This window comes from Candidatus Seongchinamella marina (assembly GCF_026262685.1).
GTDB lineage: Bacteria > Pseudomonadota > Gammaproteobacteria > Pseudomonadales > Halieaceae > Halioglobus > Halioglobus marinus.
In genome coordinates, this window is sequence record NZ_SHNP01000003.1 from 277,397 (window position 1) to 302,921 (window position 25,525).

The 25,525-nt window shown below is 54.2% G+C and carries 23 protein-coding genes; 10 read left to right on the forward strand and 13 right to left on the reverse strand.

Going from position 1 to position 25,525, the window contains the following annotated elements:
• Window positions 1–5: 5 nt before the first annotated feature.
• A complete protein-coding gene (locus tag EYC87_RS09700; protein ID WP_279252689.1) occupies window positions 6–1,256 on the reverse strand; it encodes a hypothetical protein in 1,251 nt (416 codons plus the stop codon).
• Between the two features lie 116 nt (window positions 1,257–1,372).
• Here EYC87_RS09700 and serB point away from each other — a divergent pair, with 116 nt between their 5' ends.
• Entirely contained in the window at window positions 1,373–2,590 is a 1,218-nt protein-coding gene (gene serB, locus EYC87_RS09705) for a phosphoserine phosphatase SerB (protein WP_050756542.1), read from the forward strand.
• 12 nt (window positions 2,591–2,602) lie between these two features.
• On the opposite strand, the gene EYC87_RS09710 is transcribed toward serB, so the two are convergent.
• The gene (locus EYC87_RS09710) at window positions 2,603–4,438 is read right to left on the reverse strand and encodes a hypothetical protein (protein ID WP_279252690.1); all 1,836 of its coding nucleotides are present in this window, start codon (window positions 4,436–4,438) and stop codon (window positions 2,603–2,605) included.
• Between the two features lie 162 nt (window positions 4,439–4,600).
• Here EYC87_RS09710 and efp point away from each other — a divergent pair, with 162 nt between their 5' ends.
• Together efp and epmA are read left to right on the forward strand one after the other, a co-directional pair.
• Window positions 4,601–5,173: an elongation factor P gene (gene efp / locus EYC87_RS09715; protein WP_279252691.1), complete on the forward strand. Its 573-nt coding sequence runs from the start codon at window positions 4,601–4,603 to the stop codon at window positions 5,171–5,173.
• Between the two features lie 6 nt (window positions 5,174–5,179).
• Window positions 5,180–6,133, forward strand: coding sequence for an EF-P lysine aminoacylase EpmA (gene epmA / locus EYC87_RS09720; protein ID WP_279252692.1), 954 nt, complete (start codon window positions 5,180–5,182; stop codon window positions 6,131–6,133).
• Here the strand turns inward: epmA and EYC87_RS09725 are convergent.
• Entirely contained in the window at window positions 6,130–6,600 is a 471-nt protein-coding gene (locus EYC87_RS09725) for an acyl-CoA thioesterase (RefSeq protein WP_279252693.1), read from the reverse strand. The genes epmA and EYC87_RS09725 overlap by 4 nt on opposite strands.
• Entirely contained in the window at window positions 6,597–8,066 is a 1,470-nt protein-coding gene (gene nhaC / locus EYC87_RS09730) for a Na+/H+ antiporter NhaC (RefSeq protein ID WP_279252694.1), read from the reverse strand. The genes EYC87_RS09725 and nhaC overlap by 4 nt, the downstream gene beginning before the upstream one ends.
• Before the next feature lie 161 nt (window positions 8,067–8,227).
• Between nhaC and EYC87_RS09735 the strand changes: the two genes are divergently transcribed.
• The 7 genes from EYC87_RS09735 to EYC87_RS09765 all read left to right on the forward strand — a co-directional run bounded on the left by EYC87_RS09735 (window position 8,228) and on the right by EYC87_RS09765 (window position 17,701).
• The gene (locus EYC87_RS09735; RefSeq protein WP_279252695.1) at window positions 8,228–9,397 is read left to right on the forward strand and encodes a PQQ-dependent sugar dehydrogenase; all 1,170 of its coding nucleotides are present in this window, start codon (window positions 8,228–8,230) and stop codon (window positions 9,395–9,397) included.
• Between the two features lie 23 nt (window positions 9,398–9,420).
• Window positions 9,421–11,043, forward strand: a complete 1,623-nt coding sequence (locus EYC87_RS09740) for a VRR-NUC domain-containing protein (protein ID WP_279252696.1) — start codon at window positions 9,421–9,423, stop codon at window positions 11,041–11,043.
• Window positions 11,036–13,306 carry a helicase C-terminal domain-containing protein gene (locus EYC87_RS09745; RefSeq protein ID WP_279252697.1) on the forward strand — a complete coding sequence of 757 codons (2,271 nt, stop codon included), beginning with the start codon at window positions 11,036–11,038 and terminating at the stop codon, window positions 13,304–13,306. The genes EYC87_RS09740 and EYC87_RS09745 overlap by 8 nt, the downstream gene beginning before the upstream one ends.
• Window positions 13,307–13,621: 315 nt before the next feature.
• Window positions 13,622–14,764: a Re/Si-specific NAD(P)(+) transhydrogenase subunit alpha gene (locus tag EYC87_RS09750; protein ID WP_279252698.1), complete on the forward strand. Its 1,143-nt coding sequence runs from the start codon at window positions 13,622–13,624 to the stop codon at window positions 14,762–14,764.
• Between the two features lie 2 nt (window positions 14,765–14,766).
• The gene (locus EYC87_RS09755; RefSeq protein ID WP_279252699.1) at window positions 14,767–15,054 is read left to right on the forward strand and encodes an NAD(P) transhydrogenase subunit alpha part 2; all 288 of its coding nucleotides are present in this window, start codon (window positions 14,767–14,769) and stop codon (window positions 15,052–15,054) included.
• A 6-nt stretch (window positions 15,055–15,060) separates the two neighbouring features.
• Window positions 15,061–16,413 carry an NAD(P)(+) transhydrogenase (Re/Si-specific) subunit beta gene (locus EYC87_RS09760; protein ID WP_279252700.1) on the forward strand — a complete coding sequence of 451 codons (1,353 nt, stop codon included), beginning with the start codon at window positions 15,061–15,063 and terminating at the stop codon, window positions 16,411–16,413.
• 223 nt (window positions 16,414–16,636) lie between these two features.
• Window positions 16,637–17,701 carry a hemerythrin domain-containing protein gene (locus EYC87_RS09765; protein ID WP_279252701.1) on the forward strand — a complete coding sequence of 355 codons (1,065 nt, stop codon included), beginning with the start codon at window positions 16,637–16,639 and terminating at the stop codon, window positions 17,699–17,701.
• Here EYC87_RS09765 and EYC87_RS09770 read toward each other — a convergent pair.
• Genes EYC87_RS09770 through EYC87_RS09810 form a run of 9 tightly spaced genes read right to left on the reverse strand, consistent with a single transcriptional unit; the run spans window position 17,698 to window position 25,525 of the window.
• A complete protein-coding gene (locus tag EYC87_RS09770) occupies window positions 17,698–19,461 on the reverse strand; it encodes an ABC transporter transmembrane domain-containing protein (protein ID WP_279252702.1) in 1,764 nt (587 codons plus the stop codon). The genes EYC87_RS09765 and EYC87_RS09770 overlap by 4 nt on opposite strands.
• Window positions 19,458–21,104 carry a mechanosensitive ion channel family protein gene (locus tag EYC87_RS09775; protein WP_279252703.1) on the reverse strand — a complete coding sequence of 549 codons (1,647 nt, stop codon included), beginning with the start codon at window positions 21,102–21,104 and terminating at the stop codon, window positions 19,458–19,460. The genes EYC87_RS09770 and EYC87_RS09775 overlap by 4 nt, the downstream gene beginning before the upstream one ends.
• Window positions 21,105–21,160: 56 nt before the next feature.
• Complete coding sequence (tatC, locus tag EYC87_RS09780) at window positions 21,161–21,916, reverse strand: twin-arginine translocase subunit TatC (RefSeq protein WP_279252704.1); 756 nt, start codon at window positions 21,914–21,916, stop codon at window positions 21,161–21,163.
• Window positions 21,913–22,221, reverse strand: coding sequence for a Sec-independent protein translocase protein TatB (gene tatB, locus EYC87_RS09785; RefSeq protein ID WP_279252705.1), 309 nt, complete (start codon window positions 22,219–22,221; stop codon window positions 21,913–21,915). Before tatB ends, tatC begins: the two co-directional genes overlap by 4 nt.
• Before the next feature lie 7 nt (window positions 22,222–22,228).
• A complete protein-coding gene (tatA, locus tag EYC87_RS09790; RefSeq protein WP_007230012.1) occupies window positions 22,229–22,444 on the reverse strand; it encodes a twin-arginine translocase TatA/TatE family subunit in 216 nt (71 codons plus the stop codon).
• A gap of 29 nt (window positions 22,445–22,473) precedes the next feature.
• Complete coding sequence (locus EYC87_RS09795) at window positions 22,474–22,806, reverse strand: phosphoribosyl-ATP diphosphatase (protein WP_279252706.1); 333 nt, start codon at window positions 22,804–22,806, stop codon at window positions 22,474–22,476.
• A complete protein-coding gene (gene hisI / locus EYC87_RS09800; RefSeq protein WP_279252707.1) occupies window positions 22,803–23,198 on the reverse strand; it encodes a phosphoribosyl-AMP cyclohydrolase in 396 nt (131 codons plus the stop codon). Before hisI ends, EYC87_RS09795 begins: the two co-directional genes overlap by 4 nt.
• 36 nt (window positions 23,199–23,234) lie before the next feature.
• A complete protein-coding gene (gene ubiB, locus EYC87_RS09805) occupies window positions 23,235–24,878 on the reverse strand; it encodes a ubiquinone biosynthesis regulatory protein kinase UbiB (protein WP_279252708.1) in 1,644 nt (547 codons plus the stop codon).
• A 2-nt stretch (window positions 24,879–24,880) separates the two neighbouring features.
• Entirely contained in the window at window positions 24,881–25,525 is a 645-nt protein-coding gene (locus EYC87_RS09810) for a ubiquinone biosynthesis accessory factor UbiJ (RefSeq protein ID WP_279252709.1), read from the reverse strand.

The following is a 25,525-nucleotide window of genomic DNA, read 5'->3' on the forward strand; positions in this document are numbered from 1 at the left end:
CGTGTCTAAATAAGCGCGGGGTCCATCAGGCGTTTCAAGATGAGCCGTAATTGCCGCTCCAGCAGGTCCTGATAAGGGCCGGCAAAGCTTTCCAGCATCCAATAGTCCATGACTTCTGTCGCCTGGAGCTGCAGGCGACCTTCGATGTCTGTGTCCTCGCGAACGGTTGGTGACAGCAGCAGCTTGGGCGGTTTGCTGGCACACACAGTCTGTAATTCGTCCAGTGTATGCTGCATATAAAGGCCCGGGTAGATATCTTTGCTGTCGCCCATCCCCAATTCACTCTGGGAGATGGCCATGGAGATTTTCATGGACAGCGGCATGACCTGCTCCAGCTCACCGCTGACCGCTTGGACCAGCCAGGCACAGGATGCTGCGCGAAAAGCGGCGCTGCCAGCGTTATTGGGGCCACTAAAATACACGGTCAGGGCAAACTGACGGCTGACGTGCAGGTCTCCCCCGTAAAAGCCCGATGATGCGTAGACCACCTGGTGCAGGCGGTCTGTATAGCGCTGCAAAGACTGCTCGTCCAGCGTATCGACATAGTCCGCCAGGCTGTCCAGGTGTAAGTGCAGCACTGCGGTTGAACGATAATTTTCTTCCCGTGCTTCGATGTCGTTGCGGGTGCGCAGCAAATCCATCGGCAGCGATGCAACCCTTGATTCGAGCAGCGAGAGTTCATTGGGGCTGTTGCCGCTGGCAGGCGTTTCATCCAGGGCCAAAGTACTGGCGAGCTTACTGACTCGGTTGCCCAAACGCCTACCCAACTGCAGGCCGACGCCATAGACAGTCAAGCTCAGTAGTATCGACAAACCCAGCAGGCTGAGGACAAACCTTTGATGGGCGGCAGCCGAGGAGGCCGCACTGACAGTGACCAGCACTTCGCCAGCGATATCTGATTCTATGCGCACGGATGCCCGGTGCTGACTCAGATACTGCCCGCTGCTGTGGCCAGCTTCACCCAAGGTTTTGCCCTCGACATCGAAGATGGTCACCTTTTCAGCGGAAGACGTCTCCACAAAGCGCTGCAGGGAGGCGGTTATGCTTAGCAGGTCGCCTGTCTCCAGGGCCACACTGACCCGACGAGCGATTTGGTGAGCCAGCGCATTGCCGAACTCCAGCTGCTGTTGGTTCTGTAAGTGCTTACTTGAAATTGCTCCCAGGATCACCAATGCGAGGCTAACCAACAGGCATAGTATTGCTGCTAGTGTTGCGATCTGCTGACTGAGTGGAGCATTGTGAAAGCGGTTTAGCACGTCGGATTGCCGCAGTGGAAACTCCGGCCAGTATAAACCAGTCCTGCTGTCAGCGGGTGTTTTTATCCTTGCCCGGTAGTAGAATAGGAGTCCCTTCCAACGCGCTGGAAAAACCTTTGAGCCAAATACTGTTGATCACCATCTCGGGCGAAGATCACCCCGGGGTGACTGCCGGGATCACCGAAATCCTCGCTGTCCACGGGGTTAACATTCTCGACATAGGCCAGGCGGTTATTCACGCTACATTGTCTATGGGGGTATTGGCTGAAATCCCTGATCAGTGTGATCGCCACCAGGTCACCAGCGATGTAGAGCGCTGTGTGGCCCAGCAGGGAATGCAGGCGAGAATAAGCGAGGTTAAAGAGCGTAGCTATGCTGAATGGGTGAACGCCCAAGGCAGGGCGCGCTACATTGTGACCTTGTTGGCAAGAAAAATAACAGCCCACCAATTGTCTCGCGTCACTGAAGTTGTGTCGCGCCACGGGCTTAACATAGATAGCATAAATCGGCTTTCTGGCAGAATTCCATTGGGAGACCTGCCAGCGCTTTCCAAGGCCTGTGTGGAGTTTTCAATACGTGGCCCTCTGTCTGATTCATCCGTATTTCGGCGCGATTTGCTAGAGGTGGCGTCTGCGCTGGAAGTAGACCTGGCTTTTCAGCAGGACAATATGTACCGCCGTAATCGTAGGTTGGTGGCTTTTGATATGGATTCAACCTTGATAGAAGCGGAAGTCATTGACGAGCTCGCTGCCCGGGCTGGCGTGGGTGAACAAGTCAGCGCTATTACTGAGCGAGCGATGCGTGGGGAAATCGACTTCTCTGAGAGTTTTCGTGAGCGTGTGGCGTTGCTTCGAGGGCTGGAGGAAAGCGCTTTGCAGCAAATTGCCGGCGAGCTGAAGATTTCTGAGGGCGCGGAACACCTGATTTCTACGCTCCGAGCGCTGGGCTACAAGACGGCGATTCTCTCGGGAGGCTTCACCTATTTTGCCCATTACCTGCAGGAAAAGCTTGGCATCGATTATGTCCACGCCAATGAGTTGGACATCGAAAATGGTAAGGTCACGGGCAGGGTCACCGGGAAAATCGTCGACGGAGAGCGCAAAGCCCGATTGTTGCGTCGATTGGCTGACGACGAGGGCTTAGACTTACAGCAGGTCATTGCAGTGGGAGATGGAGCCAATGACTTGCCGATGTTGAGTACCGCAGGTCTGGGCATCGCTTTTCGCGCCAAACCTTTAGTGAAGCAATCTGCCGAACAGTCAATCTCGACGCTCGGCCTGGATGCAATTCTTTATCTTTTGGGCTTTAGCGATCGTTATCAACAGCACAGCTAGCCTTCGCAGCGGCTAGATTTTGTTCCACAGGGAATCAAAGGGTGCATCCAATGGTTCATGTTTTTTCTCCGCCAGTTCCCCATCTACTTGCTTGATATAGCGAAAATCGAACTGGGCGTAGCTCGCGGTGGATGAGATTTGTCGGGTCAACTGCACGAGAGACTTTTCGCCGTGACGTAACAGGGAAACTTTCTGTTGTTCCCGAAACCCAGCTCTGGGGGTAATCAGAGTGTGAGGTTGGCCCACCAGTTGGATTTTTGGCAGCAGTAGAACCCGCTGTGGCTCAGAAAGTGCACCCGTTTTCTTGTGAGCCTGGGCGCCGTAGGCCGTTGATCGGGGGCTCAAAAGCTCCAGGCCGACCAGCGTGTGCGAGTCCTGCAGGGCGCTGACCCAGCGTATTACCGCGATAGCCCAACTGTCGCTGTGTTCCTCCTGCACCGCAACAATATTGCCGGCGCGCATCTCCCTCGGTAAGTCCTCGCACCAGTTGAGGCAGTAGCCGCCGGGGCTGACATTGGCGAGCTCCACCTGATAAACCGGCACCTCCGGGTCTTCTGGCACGTTAGGGCCGAATTTTTCAATCGCCTGCCGGGTATTCTCGTCGAGGTCGATGTTGTGGGTGAGTGCAGCGTCGATCTCACTGACAGCCTGCTCTCGAACATAATCCTCTTCCGGTTTGGCCTGGCTCCATGCGTCTCTGTCAGAGTCGTTTGTTTGTAAAAAGGGGTTGGTGGCGACTCGATCCGAGGGTTCGGGGAGGTAGTCGTCGCCGTAGAGCAGTTTGCCGAAATTACGTTCTCCGGCTGCGCGGAAATGCGCGGCCCCGAGGCCAATGCTGACTGCTAGCGGAGCGTTCGCGCGCACTCGGTTGAAGTTGCGCATACTCATGTTGCCCAGGGCATCTATCATATGGCTGAGCATATTGGCAGGCAATGTAAGGCCTGACTTTAGCTTCAAACCCGATTTTCCCTGATCATCGTCCAACGCTTTTTGCTGCTTGAGGTGGTTGATCAGCTTGCCTGTATCAATGTGGCGGCACTGTCCGTTGCCCGCGTTGCCTAGCGAGCTGTAAATCGGTGGCTGGTCGCTTTGCAGGTCAATCAGGAAGAGGCTATCGGGGCTTCCGGTCGGGCTAATCTGCAGTTGGTCGCTCCACTCGTCGAGCGCGCCCTTGACGGCAGCCAGGTCTGATTGGCGAAGTTGGTTGGGTTTACAGCAGCCCAGCAGCATGGATTGCAGATAGCTCGCGTTGATCGTGGTCACTGCGCCGGCCTGGGTGTTTACCGGCAGGCTTGAAAGGCCTTGATGTTCCGCGAGTGAGTAGAGTTGGTGCAGCGTAAGCCAGCCACTCGACGCTACCGGTTGATTCAACTGAAAGGTCAGCAGGATATTGAGGCCAGCAAAGTGCAGCGCTCGCTGCGTGGCTTCACAAACCAGTTTGGCCGGATTGGTATCTCGAACATTGTCACGTTGGGCTAGCGTTTCGGCCGCGACGATGGAATAGGCAGTGCAGAACTGGCCCTGCAAGGCATCGGTCAGTTTTGCCAGTTGCCGTGGTTCCTCTGGCATGACCAGGGGCTGATTCAGGAAGTGTCGGTTTAGATTGGTAAGTGTGACGTTTAACTTGCTTGCCAGCGATTCAAGGATGGCAAAGCGCTGCTCTGGAGGCAGGCTGTAGCGATTGAGCTCGCTGACCGCGGAAAGTAATTTCTGGGCGACCACTTTTGGGTCTGCCATAGGTAAATCCCGCACCCACTCCTGCGCCGCACTGATGTCAGTGTGAAACAGGTCGAAGCTGTGCAAATCCTGTTTGGGTATCTTCAATTTTATCGGAGTTTCAGTTTCCATAGCCTATGGTCCTTCATCTGGTCACATGTTCCCAGGTGGCTTTTTTTAAGACTAGCTCACTTTCCCGCGCAACTGCCAGCGGCAATAATCCAAATCTCCCTAATTCCCGTTCTCTGAGGTATCATTAGCGCCCTTTTTCAGCCCAGCGTAAACGGTAGCAACATGGCGAACTATTCAACCAACGAACTTCGGTCCGGCATCAAGGTTATGCTGGATGGCGAACCTTGTAGCATTTTAGACAACGAGTTTGTAAAGCCCGGTAAAGGCCAGGCTTTTAATCGGGTCAAGCTGCGTAACCTGAACAGCGGCCGCGTTTGGGAGCGAACTTTTAAGTCCGGTGAGTCTCTGGAAGGCGCCGATGTGATGGACCGGACCATGGAGTATCTTTATAACGATGGCGAATTCTGGTATTTCATGGAACCCGATACGTTTGAGCAGTACCAGGCGGATGAAAAAGCCGTGGGCGATACCCATCTGTGGCTCAAGGAGCAGGAGCGCTGTGAAGTCACCCTCTATAACGATAGCCCCTTGTCAGTAGCGCCCCCTAATTTTGTGGAATTGGAAATCACTGAAACAGACCCCGGTCTGAAGGGAGATACCGCCCAGGGAGGCAGTAAGCCCGCCACCCTGAGTACCGGAGCGGTGGTCAAGGTGCCCCTGTTCCTGAGTCAGGGAGAAATAATCCGTGTGGATACTCGTACCGGTGAGTATCAGGGCCGCGCAAGCAAGTCCTGACTCCTGATGAATTGGCAGCCCTCCGCAAACCTGCCTATGTTGCGGGCCCGGGCGGCCCTGTTAGACTCCATACGCGGGTTCTTCGCAGCAAGGCATGTGCTTGAAGTAGAGACTCCCCTGCTGTGTTCGGCAGGGGTCACTGACCCCGCAATAGAGCCCCTGATTGTAGAGCGCGGCAGTTCCCTGCACTCCCCTCACTATTTACAGACTTCACCCGAGTACGCAATGAAACGCTTGCTTGCTGCCGGCAGCGGTCCGATTTACCAGCTCACGAAAGCCTTTCGTGATGGCGAGGCTGGCGTCCGTCACAATCCCGAGTTTACTCTGCTGGAATGGTATCGACCTGACCATGATTATCATCAACTTATGCGTGAGGTCGCCGAACTAGTGTGTTCCTGCCTGGGTGAAAAGCCGGTGCAGTACATTACTTACCGGGACTTGTTCCTCGCCGAGCTGGGTCTGGATCCATTGACAGCGAGTCTGGCAAACCTGCGTTTAAGAGCCCAACAGGAATTGGATTTGGGGTCTCTTGATGGCGACAAGGACCTGTGGCTTGATTTGCTGATGAGCCACCTGATAGAGCCCCGCCTTGCGGCCCGTGGACTGTGCTTTGTTTACGACTACCCCGCCTCCCAGGCTGCTCTGTCGAGCATCGTGGAAAAGGATGGACAGCTGTTGGGGCAGCGTTTTGAGCTTTATGTGGACGGCCTGGAACTGGCCAATGGATATTCTGAGCTTACCGATTCTGCTGAGCAGCGTCGCCGATTCCAGGAAGATAATACTCGCAGGCGCGATACTGGCCTAGACGAGAAGCCTATGGATGAACGTCTGTTGGCTGCCCTGGAGGCTGGCATGCCGCAATGCTCGGGGGTGGCTCTGGGTTTTGACCGCCTGTTGATGTTGCTCACCGGTAGTGAGGATATTCGTCAGGTTTTGGCTTTTGACTGGGCGCGAATCTAGCTTACCAGTGCATTTTCATTCAAGTTCAGCACCGCGGGTCCGTAACCCGTCACGAACTCCTTTGGCAATCGCCGGGGCTTACCACTGGAAATTTCAATACAGGCGAAGCGCATACCGGCTCGCAGCAGGCAAGCTCCATCGCTGATCCGGGTTACCTGAAAACGCCGCTGCATGGTGAGCTTGTTGTCCCAACTGACGATCCAGGTACCCGCAACGACTTCATCTCCTGCCCGGGATGCCTGCAGGTAATGGTATTCACTGTGAGTGATTGCCATCGCCCGATCCAGGCTGCGGTAGGTATCGAGATCCAGTCCCAGGGAAACTGAATGGGCCCAGGCCACCTGCTCGCACCACTTCACGTAAACCGTGTTGTTAGTGTGTTCCAGCCCATCAATATCCTCTGGCAAGACGATGGATCGTTGAGTGAAGGGCGCAGGATAATCCCAGCTGAGGGAATCGGGGTTCACGTTGTTTGAGCGCTGTCGATGTCGTTCTGATCGTAAGAGGCCGGCTTCAGGGCAAAATGGAAATAGCCATAGGCGATCGCGATAAGCGGACTCAATAAATTGAAGAACGCATAGGGTGCATAGCTGAATGTTGCTACTCCCAGGGTGGCCGACATGTAAGCGCCGCAGGTATTCCAGGGAATCAACGCGGATGTCATGGTTGCGGAGTCTTCAAGGGTGCGTGACAGGTTCAGGCGAGACAGATTTTTTTTGGCGTATGCGTCCTTGTACATGCGACCCGGCAGCGCCACGGCAATGAACTGGTCTGCGGCCAGGATGTTTGTTCCGATACAGGTCAGGACTGTTGTGGTGATCAGTGATCCAACACTTTTAACACCGCGCAGTGCCAGATTCAGCAGGTAGCTGAGGATGCCTGTGCGCTCCAGCACGCCGCCGAAGCCCAGGGCGCTGATAATCAGCCATACAGTGTTGAGCATCGAACTCATGCCGCCCTTGCTCAGCAGCGCGTCCAGGAACTCATCACCGCTGTTGGAAACATAACCATCAAACAAAGCTATCCAGATACCTTTTATGAGCACAAAACCATGGGCTAGATCAGTACTATCGCCCGCGAGCTTTTGTACTTGCTCGGGTTGGAACAACACCGCAAAGACAGCACCTGTCAGGGCGCTGATAACAATGGAGGGAAATGCGGGGAATCGCTTGAACACCAGGAACAGCATTAGAGCCAGTGGTAACAACAGGTGCAGACCAATCTCAAACTCAGTGGTTAGCGACTGTTGCAGAGCGTTAATTTGCTCCGGAGTTGCGCCTTCCGAGCTTCCGATCATGGCGAAAATTAACAGGGCTATGCTGAAGCTTGGCACGGTTGTCCACAGCATATGACGAATGTGTTCAAACAAATCGACGCCTGCCGCTGCTGCCGCCAGGTTAGTGGTGTCTGACATGGGCGACAATTTGTCGCCGAAATAGGCGCCGGAGATAATTGCCCCGGCGGTGATGGCGGGAGAGAGCTCAAAGCTGCCAGCGATGCCCATGAGGCCAATTCCGAGGGTGCCAGCCACTGTCCATGAGCTGCCAATACTTACTGCTACGATGGCGCATATTGCAGCACTGGCAGCATAAAAAATGCTGGGGTCCAGAATTTGGACTCCGTAGTAAATCATTGCCGGAACCGTGCCACATAAAATCCAGGTTCCGATCAGCATGCCAACGCTAAGCAGGATGAGAGTAGGGCCAAGGCCCACCCCGATGCCATGAATGATGCCGTCTTGAGCTTCCCGCCAGCCCATGCCGTTACTGCGGGCGACCAGTGCAGCTACACAAGTTGCCAATACGAGCGCGATCTGATTTGCACCGTAAGATGAGTCAGAGCCGAAAAGATAGACAGAGCAAGCCAGCATTAACACCAGGAAGACAATGGGAATCAGCGCCTGCACAGGACTTATATTATTGTTTTCGCTCACTTAAGAGTTATCTCCGTTGGTTTTCGGGGCATCATTAAAACGCGTTCAGAATGCCTTAAATCGAGCTGTCGGTACAGCGTCCGAGACCCACAGGTATCTGACAGCAGAGCAGTGATGTCGTAATATAAGCGGCCGCGTACCTCCCGATTTCTGGACTCTGCATGACCTCGATTTTCCGATTCTCTCAAAATCTGCTGGTGAGCCTGGCCGTATTCAGTTTGATGAGCTGTGCACTCCCCAACGACGGCCCTGCCCAAAACGCAGCTGTCCTGGAAACGAAGTCTAGCCTTAGTGGTCCTGGTGAGCCCACTGAGATTCGCGTCCGCACGTTACTGGAGTGGTTACAAGAGCCCTGGGGAATGGACTTTTTACCCGATGGTAGTTTGCTGCTGACGGAAAAGCCGGGAACCATGAAGCTGGTGACCCCCGGCAGCTGGTCTACTCAGGAAATTAGCGGGCTCCCCACGGTGGCGAATGAAGGGCAGGGGGGGTTGATGGATGTATTGGTGCATCCGGATTTTGAACGCAATCAATGGGTTTACTTCAGCTACTCGGTGGCGGTGGGCGATGGCTTCAGCACTCGAGTGAGCCGCGGCAGACTGAAGAACGCCGCGCTGGTGGACGTAGAGAATCTTTATACCGCGCGACCCGCCTATCGCGAACGACGACACTTTGGTTCGCGCCTGCTGCTTGATGGTGAGCATCTTTATATTACGGTCGGTGATCGTGGCAATAGGGCCGCGGCCCAAAGCTTACTGAGCCATGCAGGAAAAGTGATTCGCTTGACTCAGAGCGGGGGTATTCCACTGGATAACCCTTTTGTGGGCCAGGCCAATGCGCTGCCTGAAATTTTTAGCTACGGCCATCGCAACCCCCAGGGCATTGTTCGTCATCCAGTTACCGGGGGGATATGGGTTTCTGAGCATGGACCTCAGGGTGGCGATGAGATCAACATTCTCAGGTCTGGTGCAAACTATGGCTGGCCGGTGATCACCTACGGCGAAGAATATGGAGGTGGCAAGATTGGAGAAGGCACCCAAAAACAGGGTATGGAGCAACCGCTGATTTACTACTCCCCTTCATTGGCTACTGGAGGGATCGCTTTTTACGCTGAAGAGACTTACCCGGGCTGGGGTTTTTCACTGCTGGTGTCGAGTATGCGGCTCACTCGCATTAATCGGCTGGAACTTAACTCAGATGACACGATTGCCGGGGAAACCCGCCTACTCGGCGATTTGGGGATGCGTATACGCGATGTCGAGGTCGGGCCGGACGGCTTGATTTATGCCCTTGCCGACCGGTCTCGACTAATTTTGCTAGAACCTCGCTAGCCGACGAACCTAGGTCTAGTGGCTTGCCTGAATTGTCTCTCTATTACTACCGCGACAACTTTCTCCAGTTGCTGGATACGGTTGAGGACCTCTATAGCGACCTTCTCATCGCCGATGAGCTGGAATTTTTAAACACTTATCGCGAACTGCCGTTCGCTGGCCAGTGCTTGTATGTGCGCCTGGTGTCGCGAGTGGGCCCCTGGTTTCGTGAAAGGCGTCTCAATTACCCAGAACTGGACGATATAAAAGCCGCGCTAAACGCATTGCTGGATAGCGGGTTATTGTTGGAGGCCTCTCGTCTGTCGTCTGAAGAGTTGGGCCGCCTTTGTACCCGCAGTGAACTGGCTACGATATTCTCGTTGGGAGCGGGTAGTAAGGCAGATTTGCTGGCGCAGATTGCTGAGCAAGAGGGTTTGTCGGCGTTGCTGGCCTTCGACGGTCAGCGTGTGGTTGCACCCGCTCATGTGTCAATAGTAGAACTGATGCAGCTGCTGTTTTTTGGCAATCATTATCAAGGCATGACCGACTTTGTACTGAGCGATTTGGGCGTTGCCCGCTATTACCCTTATCGTCTGGATCGTTCCCGGCGTTTGTTTCCCGGTAGGCGTGAATTGGAAGAGTACCTGACCTGTATTGAACGTACCGAGCGATGGAAGCTGCTCCAGGAAGAAAGCCACGCCTCATCCATGTTGGAGTTCGCCAATGAGTTGTTGGCAGAGTCACCTCGATATGTCACCAGTCAGCGGCGTTGGTGCCGTCTGTGCAATGGCCTCGCGAGGCAATTGGAGAGGGACGGGCACGATGGCACGGCTATCAGGTTATACGCGGTCAGCCAGTTGCATCCGGCCAGAGAGCGAAAGGCGAGATTGCTGGAGCGCGTGGGGGAGCATCGCGAAGCCTTGGCATTGTGTCAGGCTATTGAAGTTGAACCCTGGTGTGAGGATGAGCGGGACGCGGCGCAGAGAATTGGTTCACGTCTGCTGCGCAAACTGGAGGGAACAAAGATCGTGCGGTCGCGTGACAGCTTTGTTGAAGCCGAATTGGTGTTATCGCGATCGGAGCTGGGGGTGGAAAAGCAGGTTGCTCGGGCACTGTCCTGCGATTGGCAGGGTGTGCATTATGTTGAGAACAGGCTGATGAATGCATTGTTCGGCCTCGCATTTTGGCAGCAGATATTTGCGCCGGTGGCGGGGGCTTTTAACAATCGTTTCCAGAGCGTGCCAGCAGATATGTATGAACAGACATTCAGATCCAGCCGGCAGGAACTGATTGATGAGCGCTTGCTTGAATTGGAAGCGCTGGATCTTGCCGAGGAGCTGCCGCGCTGTTGGCGTTTGTATCACGATTACCAGTGCCGCTGGATAAGCTGGAAATATCTGAATGAACCTTTAGTGGCTGCGGCGAGTTCGGTGATTCCCAAGAATGATTTGCTGGCGATCTGGCGACGCATGTTGTTCGATCCCAGAGAAAATCGCCGTGGCTTTCCCGACCTGCTCGCTCTCGGGACCGAGCCCGGCGATTACCAGATGATTGAAGTAAAAGGTCCGGGTGATGCGCTGCAGGATAGCCAGAAACGCTGGTTACGATTTTTCCAGCAAGAGGATATTCCGGCATCAATCGTGTGGGTGCGCTGGGCGGATGCTTGAGTTCGGTGTCAATGTCCGCGACCTGGTGGCGTTTTGCCATCGCAGTGGTGACATAGATCATCGTTATACACCCTCGCCCAGTGCTGAACAGGGTATAGAGGGTCACGGCCGAATCTATCGCAGACGCCCAGAGTCCTACCAGCGAGAGTACCCTGTGAATTTTGTTCACTGTGAGCAGGGAATCAATTTGCACTTGCGTGGCCGGGCTGATGGGGTCGATCTCGCCCGGGGACTTGTCGAAGAGATCAAGACCTGCCGGGTAGATGCGGCAAGCATCCCTGCTGCAGTCAAGGAGTTACATTACTCGCAGGCGCGCATCTATGCCGCTCTGGTGGCTATCCAACACGATTTAGATTGCCTGCAAGTGCGTCTTACCTGGCTTAATATCGATAGCGATGAAGAGTTCAATATGTCTCGGAACTATGACCGGGCGGAACTGCACGCCTACCTGCTTGAGACCCTGGCTTTATTTTCAGATTGGCTTTCGCTATTGGCCAGCGAGAGAAACAGCAGGCAGCGTAGCCTTGAAAGCTTTAAGTTTCCGCACGGGCAGTTTCGCTCGGGTCAGCGAGACATAGCTGAACTTGTTTACAAGTGTGTGGATCAGGGTGGCGAGCTGATGGTGGAAGCTCCCACTGGTATCGGCAAGACAGCTGCGGTGCTGTATCCAGCGCTCAAGGCTATGGCGTCTCAGAAGCATGAAGCTATCGTATTTGTGACTTCGCGAACGGTCGGGCGCCGCACTGCAGAGGATTCCCTGAGTTTAATGAGCGAGCGTGGATTGCAGCTTTGTAGCCTCAGCCTCACTGCTAAAGAGTCGATTTGTTTCTCTCCGGGCAAAGCGTGTCATGGCGATGATTGTCCCTTTGCAAAAGGGTATTACGACCGTTTGCCCGCGGCGATGATCGAGGCCGTGCAGGACGGAATTCTGCGGCGGCAAGAGATAGAGTCTATAGCGAGACGGCACGAGGTGTGCCCCTATCAATTAGCGATGGACTTAATGCCCTGGGTCGATGTTCTTATTGCTGACGCGCATTATGTATTCAGTTTTTATGCGGGCGTTGGTCGCATGATGGAGCAAGACCAGCGGCGCTGGACCGTGTTGGTTGACGAGGCGCACAATCTGCCTGAGCGGGCCAGGGGAATGTATAGCGGCCAGTTGGGTAAGGCTGAGCTGATGCGCGTAAAAAAAGTATCTTCCCCGGTGGTAAAGCGCTCTCTGGAGAAAGTGAATCGCGCCATGCTCGCTTTACAAAAGCAAGACTGGCCGGAACAAGACCTGCGGTGTAGCTTGCCCGTCACCTTAATTAACAGTCTTGGAGATTTCGTCGCTGCCGTGGGTGTGGCCATGGCGGACGACGTGCGCTTTGCACCGCATAATCCGCAGTTGATGAACTTTTATTTTGCAGTGCTGCAATGGCTGCGTATTGCAGAGCACTGGGGTGATGAGTATCGATTGGAACTGCTGCGGGGGGAGGGTCCACAAGGCTTGCTGCTGAGATTGAATTGCCTTGACCCGTCACGCCTGTTGTCCAACAGTCACAAGAGGTCACATGCTCTGGTGGTGTTTTCTGCCACGCTATCGCCACAGTCCTGGATGGGGCAGCTGCTGGGTCTGAATGAGACGGCTGTTTACAGACGCATGACGTCGCCTTTCGAGCCTGCTCAGTTGGACGTGGTAGTGGAAACCGCCATTGACACTCGCTATCGCCAGCGGGAGGCCAGTGCGCCGCAGCTTGCTGAGCGCTTGTCGGCTTTTTTGGCGGAAGCGAAAGGCAATAGCATTATTTATTTTCCATCATATCGTTACCTCCGTACTACCCTCGAGCTCATGCAGGGCAGTGGCTCTGCTTTGCCAGATCGGCTGCTTTGGCAGCAGCATCCAGAGCAGACGGAGGCTGACCGCGCTAGTCTCTTTACGGCTTTGGAACGGCATCGTCATGTTGTGGCCTTCTGTATTTTAGGTGGCGTTTTTTCTGAGGGGATCGACCTGCCCGGGGCTCTGCTCACCAATGTTGCGATCGTCGGTGTAGGGCTGCCCCAGGTGGGGGCAGAGCGCGAGCAACTGCGGCAGTGGTACCAGGAGGTGTACGGGCAGGGCTTCGAATATGCCTATTTATACCCAGCGATGCAAAAGGTTGACCAGGCCCTGGGGCGGGTGGTGCGTACAGACACTGATCGAGGCAGCGCTTTGTTGATCGATAATCGCTACGGGTGGCCGGCCTACCGCGAATTACTGCCTCCCTGGTGGTCTTACAGGTAGCGGGTGGCCCAGCGAGGCGCTGCTATTAGGCGATTTGGTCTATATTTTTGGGCTCTCTCGCCATTGTTTGAGGCTGCGAAGTCCGTAAATTAGCCAGTCCTCTGCGAATTGGTTAGGGTTTGTGCTCGCTATGACAGACTGCTTTCGAATTCAGCTGGTGAATATTGGTCATTACCACGAGACCAAAGGCACTGTGCTAGAGTAATCGTCCACTTCAGTGGGGTGAAAGGGGTATGGGTCCGCAAGAGGCCAGCTCAACAAGTGCCGATTCTCGGTCGATAAGAAACACACAAGCAACGGGGAGCTAGAACCGTTATGCGCATCGCAATACCCAGGGAAACACATCCGGGAGAAAACCGGGTGCCTATTATTCCAGACGTCGCCAAGAAATTGGTACGTATGGGAGCCGAACTGGTCATCGAATCTGGCATGGGAACCGGCTCCGGTTTCACCGACGCAGAGTACACCGACGTCGGGGCCACGCTATCCGGTGACCGTAATGAACTTTTTTCCAGTGCTGACGTGTTGCTGCGTCTGCGTAAGCCTGAACTATCAGAAATTGCCCTGATGAAGCGCGGCTGCATCCATATAAGCTATCTGGACCCTTTTAATGAGCATGCGCTCGTGAATGCGTTCAAGGAAGCAGGCGTCACTGCTATCAGCATGGAGATGATTCCACGCACCACCCGCAGCCAGAAGATGGATGCGCTGAGTTCCCAGGCCAACCTGGCCGGGTACCAGATGGTGATGGAGGCCGCGATGGCTTTGCCACGTATCTTCCCAATGATGATGACGCCGGCTGGCACATTGAAGCCTGCTAACGTGTTTGTTATTGGTGCAGGCGTTGCTGGCCTGCAGGCAATCGCGACCGCCAAACGGCTGGGCGCCAGGGTGACGGCCTTCGACACTCGGCCAGTGGTTGCTGAGCAAGTGCAATCCCTGGGGGGCAAGTTCCTGGAGATAGATCTGGGTGAAACCGGTGAGACTGCCGACGGCTACGCCAAAGAGTTAACACCGGAGCAGGTCGATATCCAGCGCCAGGCGCAGAAGGATGTGATCGCCAAATCTGACGTGGTGATTACTACAGCGCAGGTATTTGGTCGCAAACCCCCGGTGCTGGTGACCCAAGATATGGTTGAAGGCATGGCTCCAGGATCTGTGATCGTGGACATGGCTGCCGAAACCGGCGGCAATGTAGAGGGCTCCGTGCCCAATGAAACAGTTGAATGGTCCGGCGTTACTATTATCGGTAAAGGTAACCTCGCTGGCGAAGTCGCCAGAGATGCCAGCCAAATGTATTCTTCCAACCTGTTTAATCTGGTAGAAGATAACTGGTGCGAAGATAAACACCTGTTTGTGGTGGATTTTGAAGACGATATTCTTCCCGGCTGCATTATTACCCACGGCGGCGAAATCACGCACGACACCATTAAAAACATCGTCGAAGGGGGAGCATAGTAATGATACCCGCAGAAATATTCCTGACATTTATCCTGATGCTTACCATCTTCCTGGGCTTTGAGCTGATCAACAAGGTGCCAGCCACCTTGCACACTCCGCTGATGTCCGGCGCCAACGCTATTTCAGGCATTACCGTAGTGGGCGCTATAAGCCTTGCCGGTACCGGTGAGCAGGACCTGGCTAATTGGTTGGGTGCCGGCGCTGTTGCCCTGGCATCTATTAACGTGGTCGGTGGCTATATGGTGACCGATCGCATGCTCTCCATGTTCAAAAAGAAGGAGGGTTAAGCCGAAATGGAAATTTTGATTCAATTTGCCTATATCGTGTCTGGCGGTCTGTTCATTTTTGGCCTGAAACAGTTGGGTTCACCGGCAACTGCCCGTCGCGGCAACATGATCTCAGCTACAGCTATGCTGGTAGCCATCGTCGCGGCCTTGCTTGACCAGGGTATTGTTGACTTCCAGTACATCGTGATCGGCTTCGTTGTCGGCGGTGCTGTTGGCGCAGCAGCTGCGCGTTTGGTTCAAATGACGTCGATGCCCGAGATGGTCGCGTTATTCAACGGTTTTGGTGGCATGGCTTCCTTACTGGTGGGCTGGGCGGCGTTATCACCGGAAGCTGGAACGTTCACCCTGGTAACCATTATCCTGTCGATTCTCATTGGTGGAATGACCTTCACTGGCTCCCTGATTGCTTACGGTAAGCTCTCCGAGACTATCGGCTCTGGAGCGGTCCAATTCAGCGGACAGCAGGTGGTCAACAGCCTGATCGTGCTGGGTATTCTTGGCGGATCGGTCATGTTTTGCATGAACCCGGGTAATGATCTCTGGTTGTTCGTCGTGATCGGCCTGGCACTGGTCTTTGGCATCATGGCAGTAATTCCGATCGGTGGCGCTGATATGCCCGTCGTAATTTCACTGCTGAATTCTTATTCGGGACTTGCGGCCTGTGCCGCAGGCTTTGCGGTGGATAACAATATCCTGATCGTCGCCGGCGCACTGGTGGGTGCTTCTGGCATCATTCTGACCCAAATTATGTGTAAGGCGATGAACCGTTCCCTGTCTAACGTGTTGTTCTCCGGCTTCGGTAGCGGTAAGCAGGACACCACCGAAGTGGAGGGCGAGATCAAGCCTATCTCCGTGGACGATGCTTACTATGTACTGGAAGCGGCGAGCAACGTTGCCATTATTCCTGGCTATGGTATGGCAGTGGCCCAGGCCCAGCATGTGGTGAAGGAGTTGACTGAACTACTGGAACAAAACGGTGCTGAGGTTAACTTCGGCATTCATCCGGTTGCCGGTCGTATGCCCGGACACATGAACGTGCTGTTAGCCGAGGCCGATGTTCCCTATGACCAACTGCTGGAAATGGATGACATCAACCCGCGCATGGAAAATGTCGATGTGGCTATTGTTATCGGTGCCAACGACGTGGTTAACCCGGCCGCCCGTGAAAATGAAGGCAGCCCGATCTATGGCATGCCGGTAATCAACGTGGACAATGCACGTACTGTGTTCGTGCTCAAGCGCTCTATGGCTTCTGGTTTTGCCGGCATTGAGAACCCACTGTTTTACAAAGACAACACGCGAATGTTGTTCGGTGATGCAAAAGAGTCGATTGGTGGATTAATCAGGGAATTCAGCTGATCAATTTAGTAAATTCGAAAACGCCGGCCTAGTGTCGGCGTTTTTGTTTTTGTGACTTTTAGTTGAAGGGGCTCTTGCCGCATTGGTAGCTCATCCTTGCTGGTTCATCAATTTACGCTAAAGTCGCTTGCGCCCATTTAATGCGCCAAATCAATGCTTGTAAGGCTTGGACCCGATAGGCTGGGCACCTATTCTGAGGGTACGAAAGATAAGGAGTGTGCTCATGCCAACTGCCACTAAAGCCGCGACGGTAAAATCTGTGGCAAAGAAAAAATCACCAGCAAAGAAGCCCGCTGTTAACCGCAGGAAGGCTCCGACGCGAAAGAAAGTAACGCCAAAAAAACAAGCTGCGGCCAGCAAAAGCGAGGCAGGCTACAATCGCGCGGCTGCAAAAAAGCAACCCAAGACGAGTTCCACTAAATCGCCAGAGCAACCACTGATGAAGGCACTGCGCGCCGAGCATAGGCATATTGCCACTGTTATGCAGCTGTTTTCTGAGCAATTACAGGGAATTGAAGCTGGCGAATCAGTGGATGCTCACGTGGTGTTTGAGGTGATGGATTACATGGCTACCTGGCCCGATCGCTACCATCATCCCCGGGAAGACCTGATCTACAGCAGGGTTGCAGAACTGGACAAGAAAGCCGCAGACGACGTAGATACTTTACAACGCGATCATGACTTTACTGCCAGGCGCGGGCAGGAGTTACTCAAGGACATTGAGCGCTGGCGTGAGGGAGAAGTGAAAGGGGCCACCCTGGCCAGGGCAGGTCGGGAGTATATCGGTCATATGTATGAGCACATGAACGTGGAAGAAAAAGTGGTTTTTCCCCATATCGAATCGGTGCTGTCCCTGGAGGACTGGCGCGAATTGTCTGAAGACGACGAGCTGCGCGCAGTTTCCATGCCGGTGTTCGGTCCTCGTGTGCAGCGCGAATTTCGCAACATGAGCCGCCGTCTGCGCCGTGGAGTTCGCCGTCGGGTAGAGCGGGGCGTAGTTCAGGAGTGGGTCGGAATAGAGGCCCTGATGGAGTCTTTGGAAGTCGTGTCACTGGCCTATGAAACTGCCCGTGAAACGGCTGGCGATCATCTGCGTACAGCGCTTGATGATTCCCGAGAGAAGTTCAGAGAGTCGCCGATCAGTGCGCCAGTCCAATGCACTCTCAACAACATGAAACTGGGTTACCAGTTAATTGAAGACATGATTGATATTTCTCGTGAGACTATTGACGACCTGCAGCGAGTGAATGGTGATCGCAAGATGCGGGTGGGTCGTTTCAACAGCTAGCTGAGGTCTTTTTCATCCTTGAACTGCAAGCGCGCCAGTCGTTGGTAAAGCTTGCAGGTTTGCAGTAGTTCCTCGTGACTGCCACTGGCAATGAGCTTTCCGTGGTCCATTACTGCGATACAGTCGGCATGTAATATTGTAGACAGGCGATGAGCAATGATCACGGTAGTGCGATTCTGCATCAGTTTTTCCAGGGCCTGCTGCACGTGATATTCACTCTCTGTATCCAGAGCACTGGTGGCTTCATCAAGCAGCAGGATTTTAGGGTCGTTGAGAATAGCCCTGGCCAGCGCAATTCGTTGGCGTTGCCCACCTGAAAGTCGGACCCCCTGTTCTCCCAGATGACTTGCGTAGCCTTCGGGCAGTTGGTTGATGAACTCATGGGCGTGTGCCGCTTGCGCGGCAGCCTCGATGTCTTCCTGCGTCGCACCGGGTCGACCGTAGCCAATGTTGTAACTTACGTCGCCGGTAAACAGGGCCGGTTGCTGTGGCACCAGAGCGATGTGCTCTCGAAGTTGTCTGAGACCCAGCTCTCGGATGTTTCTTCCATCTAGGGTGATACACCCTGATTGCGGATCATAGAAGCGCTGCAGTAATTCGAAAACTGTAGACTTGCCCGCGCCCGAAGGCCCTACCAGGGCCAGTGAACGCCCCGCCTCAATGGGCAAGGTGAAATTTTCCAGAGCGGCCACCTCCGGTCGGGTGGGATAGCGAAATGTGACGTTATCCAACGCTAAAGCAGGTTTTGGGTTATTCCCCGGCAGGCTATGGTCGCCAGGATCCGCTATCAGGCTGCGGGTGCTAATAAGTTCTACCAGGCGCTCGGCTGCGCCTGCCGCGCGCTGTAGTTCGCCCCAGACCTCGGAAATGGTAGCGACACCGGATCCAACCATGATGGCGTAGAAAACAAAAGCACCCAGTTCACCGCCGCTCATGCGGCCCGATATAACGTCTTGCCCGCCCGTCCACATCATTGCCGACATACCGATAAACATCAGCAGGATGGCCACGCATATCAATAGGGCGCGTTGGCGGATACGGCGACGGGCAATGGCAAAAGCGCGCTCAACTTCAGCGGCGAATGCTTCGCTTTCAAACGGTTCGCGGGTGTAACTCTGGACCACCCGGATGTGCTGTATCACTTCACCTGCATAGCTGCCGACACTGGCGATGCTGTCCTGGCTCTGGTTTGACAGGCGCCGCACGCGTCTTCCGAAGATCAGAATGGGCAACAGTACCAGTGGCACTCCCACTGCGATGTACAAGCTGAGTTCAAGGTTGGTGATCACCATCATCACCAGAGCGCCTATCAAGGTCAGGCTGCTGCGCAGAGCCATGCTGAATGATGAGCCAATAATAGTTTGCAGGAGCGTAGTATCGGTGGTTAGGCGAGACATGATTTCGCCAGAACGATTTGCTTCAAAATAGCCGGGGTGCAGGCGCACGATATTGTCAAAAACCGCTTTGCGAATATCGGCGCTGACCCGTTCTCCCAGCCATGACACAAGGTAGAAACGCAGGAAGGTACCGACAGCGATGGCCGCGGCAATGCTGAGCATCAGAAAAATGGCGTCCTTCAGGTCCGCACTGTCGCCACCAAATCCCTGGTCAATAAGCACCTGTAAGCCACGACCCATGGCAAGTGTAGCGGCTGCAGTAAAGAGCAGTGCCAGACTCGCCGCCAGTAACCTTAACTTGTAGGGTCTGAGAAGTTTTATTACCGGTAACAGGGAGCTTATGGCTCCGTTGGGTTTGCTCATTCGAGGGCGCCGGACTCTGAATCGTTGCCAGTGGGATCGAGATTTAGCCTGGCGGGCCCTGTAAAGCGAGTCCCGGCCTGATCCGCAATGTCGAGGATACCCAGATTCAGCTCCTCTACGACTGCCAGAAATTTCTGAAAATCAGTGGTATCCACTCCAAGGTCGATGCGCAAAATCGCATTTGCATCGGTAATTGTTTCAAAGCGGATGCTGATCGTTTCATCAATAACATGCGGGCTATTCGCTGCCAGCTGACGAATTTGCTCGAGTATGTGGCGCATTTGCCCAGACTGGGGAATTTGCATTTGATAGCGGCGAAAAAAACGGATGCGATCGCGTTGGGAAAAGTTTTCAATCTCTACAGATGAGAACATGGAATTCGGTATAACCAGCATTGAGCGGTCCATGGTGCGAATGATCGTTGACCGAAGGCCAATTTCTTCTACAGTGCCTTTAACATTGCCAAACCGGCAAAAGTCGCCGGCGCTTACTGGCCGTGCTGTATACAGCGTGATTGCGCCGATAACATTCTCCAGGGTTTTTTGCGCAGCCAGTGCAACGGCCAGGGAACCTACGCCCAGACCTGCCAGAATGGTGGACATATCGTAGCCAGCCTGCTTTGCCCAAAACAGCGCTATGATGGTCACCACGAAAACTTTGACAATAGTCGTGAAAGGTTTGAGCAGGGCGACATAGTGTGCGTTGCCGGCGTGCTGCATTTTACGGATTTGGTAGTCACGCAGTAACGACAACAGACCCATGATGATGACCGTAAATGCGATGTAGTCCACGCCTGAGGACTCGAGCAGGATTCTTGAGGTCAGCGACAGCCCCAACTCGTCTATCATTAACCTGGCAATGAAGATAAAGATGAAGAATCTCATTGGCCCGCGGAAAAAGTGCTTTATGCTCAGCGGAAAACGATTGGGTATGAGCAGCGCGCCTCGCATGAGCACGTAGCTGACCAGGCTAGCTAAAGGCCAGGCCACGATAAAGAAGACGATGAATCCCACTATCTGCCAGTTTTCCATACCCAGGAAGCGAAACTCAGGCAGCAACCGACTGACAATTATCGCAGCATCGCTGTAACCCAACTCGTCCCACATTTCTGGAACTCTGGCGACCGTTGCATTGGAAAGCTTCCAGATTCGCCCCCCTCTGCCATCCGGGATGCGCTGCAGGTATATGGGCACCTCTTCATCTCGCAGTCGTACCGAGCCTATCTGATCGCGGTATTCTGGCAGGCCGTCGGTGAGGTCGCCCTCGGGCCTGTCACTGACGGAGGTGACATCTGTGATGTTCTGTCGATTCCAGACATAGGTGATGGCCTTGATGAGTGTTTCATCACTGAAGTCTCCGACCTTTTCATCAATGTAACGACGATCGAGATACTCTCCGGCGGCGGCGTAGTCCTTTGCGCGCATAGCGTCGCGCAAGCCGATTAAAGTGGCAAGCGGTGTTCCCTGTCCTTCCAACGAATTAGGATCTGTCGATGACTTTTGTTCGACCAGTTGCTCAGATTTTTTTGCTGATTCTATGAGTTCTCTAGCTGAAACGTTCGATGTATCAACGCTGGATTGGGCCTGCACCAGCGGTGAAAACGCGACTAATAGCAGAAGACTTGAGGCCAGGTTACGTAGCATAGGTGCCAGTTCCGAGTGTGCAGATCCAATATGTTAGCCCAAACCGTGGGCGGTCCCTAGGGACTGTTTACCTCTTCATCATCATCTTTTTCGAGGAAGCGGCCCAAGAAAACTCCGAATTCGAATAAAATCCACATGGGAACCGCAAGTAGCGACTGGGAAATAATATCCGGTGGCGTTAATAGCATGCCAAAAATAAAGCAGCCAACAATGATGTAGGGTCGTTTTTTGGCCAGATCATCAGCAGTGGTAATACCGGCCCAAATCATCAGTATCGCAGCGATAGGGATTTCAAAGGCAATTCCGAAGGCGAAGAACAGTTTGAGTACAAAGTTAAGGTAGCTGTTGATGTCGGTCATGATGGTGATGCCCTCAGGACCAACGCTGGTAAAGAAGGCGAATATGAGTGGGAACACCACGAAATAGGCAAAGGAAGCCCCCAGATAAAACAGTGCGATGCTGGAAACCAGCAGTGGCACCGCGAAACGCTTTTCGTGACGGTACATGCCTGGCGCCACAAAACTCCATACCTGATAAAGGATATGCGGTATGGCGATAAATATTGCCGCTACCAGGGTTAGCTTGAAGGGCGTAAGAAAGGGCGATGCTACTTCCGTAGCGATCATGCTGGCACCCGGCGGTAGCAATTCTCTCAAGGGCTCAGACACAAAGGCGTAAATTTCATTGGCAAAGGGAAACAGGCAGATAAAAATAACAAGGACTGAGAGCAGTGCTCGCAACAGGCGGTCGCGCAACTCGGTCAGGTGCGCGACCAGCGGGAGGGGCTGGTCGGTGGTTTCTGTTTCGCTCATTCGGTGGTTTTTTGCTCTGGCTCTGGCTCTGGCTGGGGGTTAATCTGATCCGCAACCCGGCGCAGGTCGCTATTTAGGTCACTGGTTTCATTCTGTAGCTGCTGTTGAGTGTTTTTCAGCTCCTGCATTACACCGTCGTTATGTAACTCTTGCTCGACTTCCCGCTTAATATCGTTAAAGCCTCGCTTGATACGGCCCAGCCAGGCCGTACCTGTGCGAATTGCGCCTGGAAGGCGTTCCGGGCCAATGACCAGCAGACCCACAGTCGCAACGATAATGAGCTCGGCAAATCCGATATCGAACATTAGACGGCTACTTGCCGCCGTTGTCGGTAGGAATCTCTGCGTTCTTTTCTTCCGATGCAGATTCCTCAGCTTTTGCTTCGTCGTCGGTCATACTTTTGCGAAAGCCTTTCACCGCGCTGCCCAGATCCGACCCCAGGCTACGCAGGCGCTTGGTGCCAAACAGCATGACAACGATGGCCAGGATAATGAGTAATTGCCAGACACTTATTCCACCTAAACCCATGATTTACTCCATTTCTATTAAATACAGCACTATTGCCCGCGGGCAGCTTTTTCTTCCAGGCCGGAGATGCCGGCGCGGTCGGCCAGGCACTCACCGATTTCATCGATACTGATGTTCAGGTGAGAAAGCATGACCATACTGTGGAACCAGAGATCAGCGACTTCGCCGACCAGGGCTTGACGGCTACCACCACTCTCCAGGTCTTTGGCCGCGAGTATGGTTTCAGTCGCCTCTTCGCCGACCTTCTCCAGAATTTTGTTAAGGCCTTTCTGATGCAGGCTGGCCACGTAAGAAGTCTCACTGTCAGCAGATTGCTTACGCTGCTCCAGAACGACCGCCAGTTCTTGCAGTAAGTTGTTCATTGCTTGTTGTCCCCGTACATATCGTCCGGCTCGCGCAGCACTTCATCGGTGATCGAGAGCTCGCCGCTGGCGCTTGCAAGCCGGTAAAAACAGTTTCTTCGCCCGGTGTGACAAGCGATGCCTCCCAGTTGCTCAACTTTTAACAACACGGTGTCACCGTCGCAGTCCAGGCGCAGCTCCTTCAATTGCTGCACGTTGCCAGACTGTTCTCCCTTGCGCCAAAGTTTCTCTCTAGAGCGCGAGTAGTATATCGCTCGCTGCTCAATCAGGGTCAGCTGCAGCGCTTCGGCATTCATCCAGGCCATCATCAATACTTCACCGGATTGCCAGTCCTGGGCAATGGCCGCGACCAGGCCATCGCTATTCCAATTTATGTGTTCAGTTAGGCTCATGTTTAATTCCAAGCGGGGCCATTATTATGGCACAGCTCAGGCTTCTCTGGGCCATAGCAGTGCCAAGGCCAGACCGGCAAGAATCCAGCTCACTGGCGGTGCCTGTGCCACCTGCTGCCAGGCGCCGGGGAAAGCGCTGATAGCAGCCGCGCCGCAGGCCAGGGCCGCGATCAGGTAGCGTCGCCGCCGGCGCACGCTTTCGCGTGCCTGATCCTGCAGATGCTGTGTTTTTTGCTGCTGTATGCTGAAACGTTGCTCGAGGTCTCGCGCACTTTGCAGGTTGTCCATGACCACGTCAGGTAATTGCGGCAATTGCTCGAGCCAGGAAGGCGCATGACGTTGTAGCCGCTTGAGCACGGACTGTGGGGAGTAGCGCTGAGCAACCCACTTCTCTAGAAAGGGTTGGGCGGTATACCACAGGTTTAGGTCGGGGTAGAGTTGACGGCCCAGGCCCTCGATATTAAGTAGTGTCTTTTGCAGTAGTACCAGCGAGGGCTGAACTTCCATGTCAAAACGGCGTGCGGTCTTGAACAAATAAATGAGCAATTGGCCGAAGGATATTTCGCTGATGGGACGTTCAAACACGGGTTCGCAAACCGCGCGTAACGCAGATTCAAAATCTTGTACACGGGTATCCGCGGGTACCCAGCCGCACTCCACATGTAACTGAGCTACTTCGCGATAATCTCGCTGGAAAATACCGAGTAAGTTGCGGGCAAGGTAGTATTGATCCGATTCGGACAGGGCGCCGATGATAGCGCAGTCTACAGCGATGTAGGTGGGGTCGGCTGGATCGGTAGCGTCAACGAAAATATTACCGGGATGCATATCGGCATGGAAAAAGCTGTCCCTCAAGACCTGGGTGAAAAATATTTCTACACCCCGTTCTGCCAGCAACTTGAGGTCTACTTTTTTCTCGCGCAGTACCTCCATATCGGTGACTGGTATACCGTAAATCCGTTCCATGGTGAACACTTCGCGCCGGGTATAATCCCAGTAGACCTGGGGGACGTAAACCAGCTTGCCGTCTTCGAAATTCCGGCGCAGCTGTGATGCGTTGGCCGCCTCTCGGGCAAGATCCAACTCATCCAGAATGATGAGTTCATAGTCTCGAACGACTTCTAGAGGACGCAGGCGCTTGCCATCGGGGGCATAGCGGTTTACCAATTTCGCCAAGGTGAACATGAGGGCGATATCCTGGCGAATTACGGGCTCGATGTCCGGGCGCACCACTTTAACCACAACTTCTTCACCACTGTGTAGCCTTGCAGCATGCACCTGAGCAACGGATGCGGATGCCATGGGGCTGGCCTCGAAGTTTGCGTACAGTTCGGCAACAGGTTTGCCCAGAGCATCCTCAATTATTGCAACAGACTGACTTTCGGGAAACGGAGGAACGTCATCTTGTAACTTGGCTAATTCGTCGGCGATATCTTCGGGCAATAAATCCCTGCGGGTCGAAAGCATTTGTCCGAACTTGATAAAAACAGGGCCCAGTTCTTCCAGTGCCTTGCGCAGGCGTGCCCCTCTGCTAAGGTCCGGCACAGGGTTGAGACGCCACGGCGAAATGCGCAGTGAAAAACGCAGCGTCGCAGGTAGTGTGTCAGCGTCTAACAGTTCATCAAGCCGGTAGCGGCCAACGGTACGCAGTATTTTTACCAGGCGCGTGATTCGAGACATGTTTAGTGGGCCGCCCTTTGTCGCAGGCGTGCGCGCAGCCGGGCAGAGCGAGATTCCAGCCGCTCAATTCTCAGGCTCAACGCCTGCACGTCACGGTAGAAGTCTTCCAGTTCGAGTCGGGGCGGACTGAGACGCGCTTCTTCGTGAATGAACTCTTCCAGTTGGCGACCAAAGCTGGCGGAGGCCTGCTTGCCCCATGCGAAGGCATTTCTGAGCATTTCGGCCAGTTGATGGCCCGCTACATCTCCCAGGGCACCCACCAATGGTGCTTCCCAATCCACATCCAGTTGCGATAGCACTCGCTGCAGTTCAATGAGCGGGGCGCTGTCACCATGTAGTTCCAGGTTGCCATTGATGAGTGCTGCCGCGGGGTCTGACGCGGTGGCTAACGAGGCAAAGTCCGAGGCCTCACCCCGAATTGAGGTAGTGATTGGGCCATCGTACATGCCCATCAGTCGAACGTTATTGCCCTGGGGTTGCAGGTAAATATCGACCGCAGGAGCCGTGCAATGCAGGGCGAACACGTCATCTTCCAGTGCAGTCAGTGCCGCCGAAGCGGCGGGTGCGAGTTCCAGTGCGCGATTGAGTGCCGCCTCTGCCGCTGCGAAGGCAGCAGTGTGCAGAGTCGGATTGATGTCCCCTGTCAT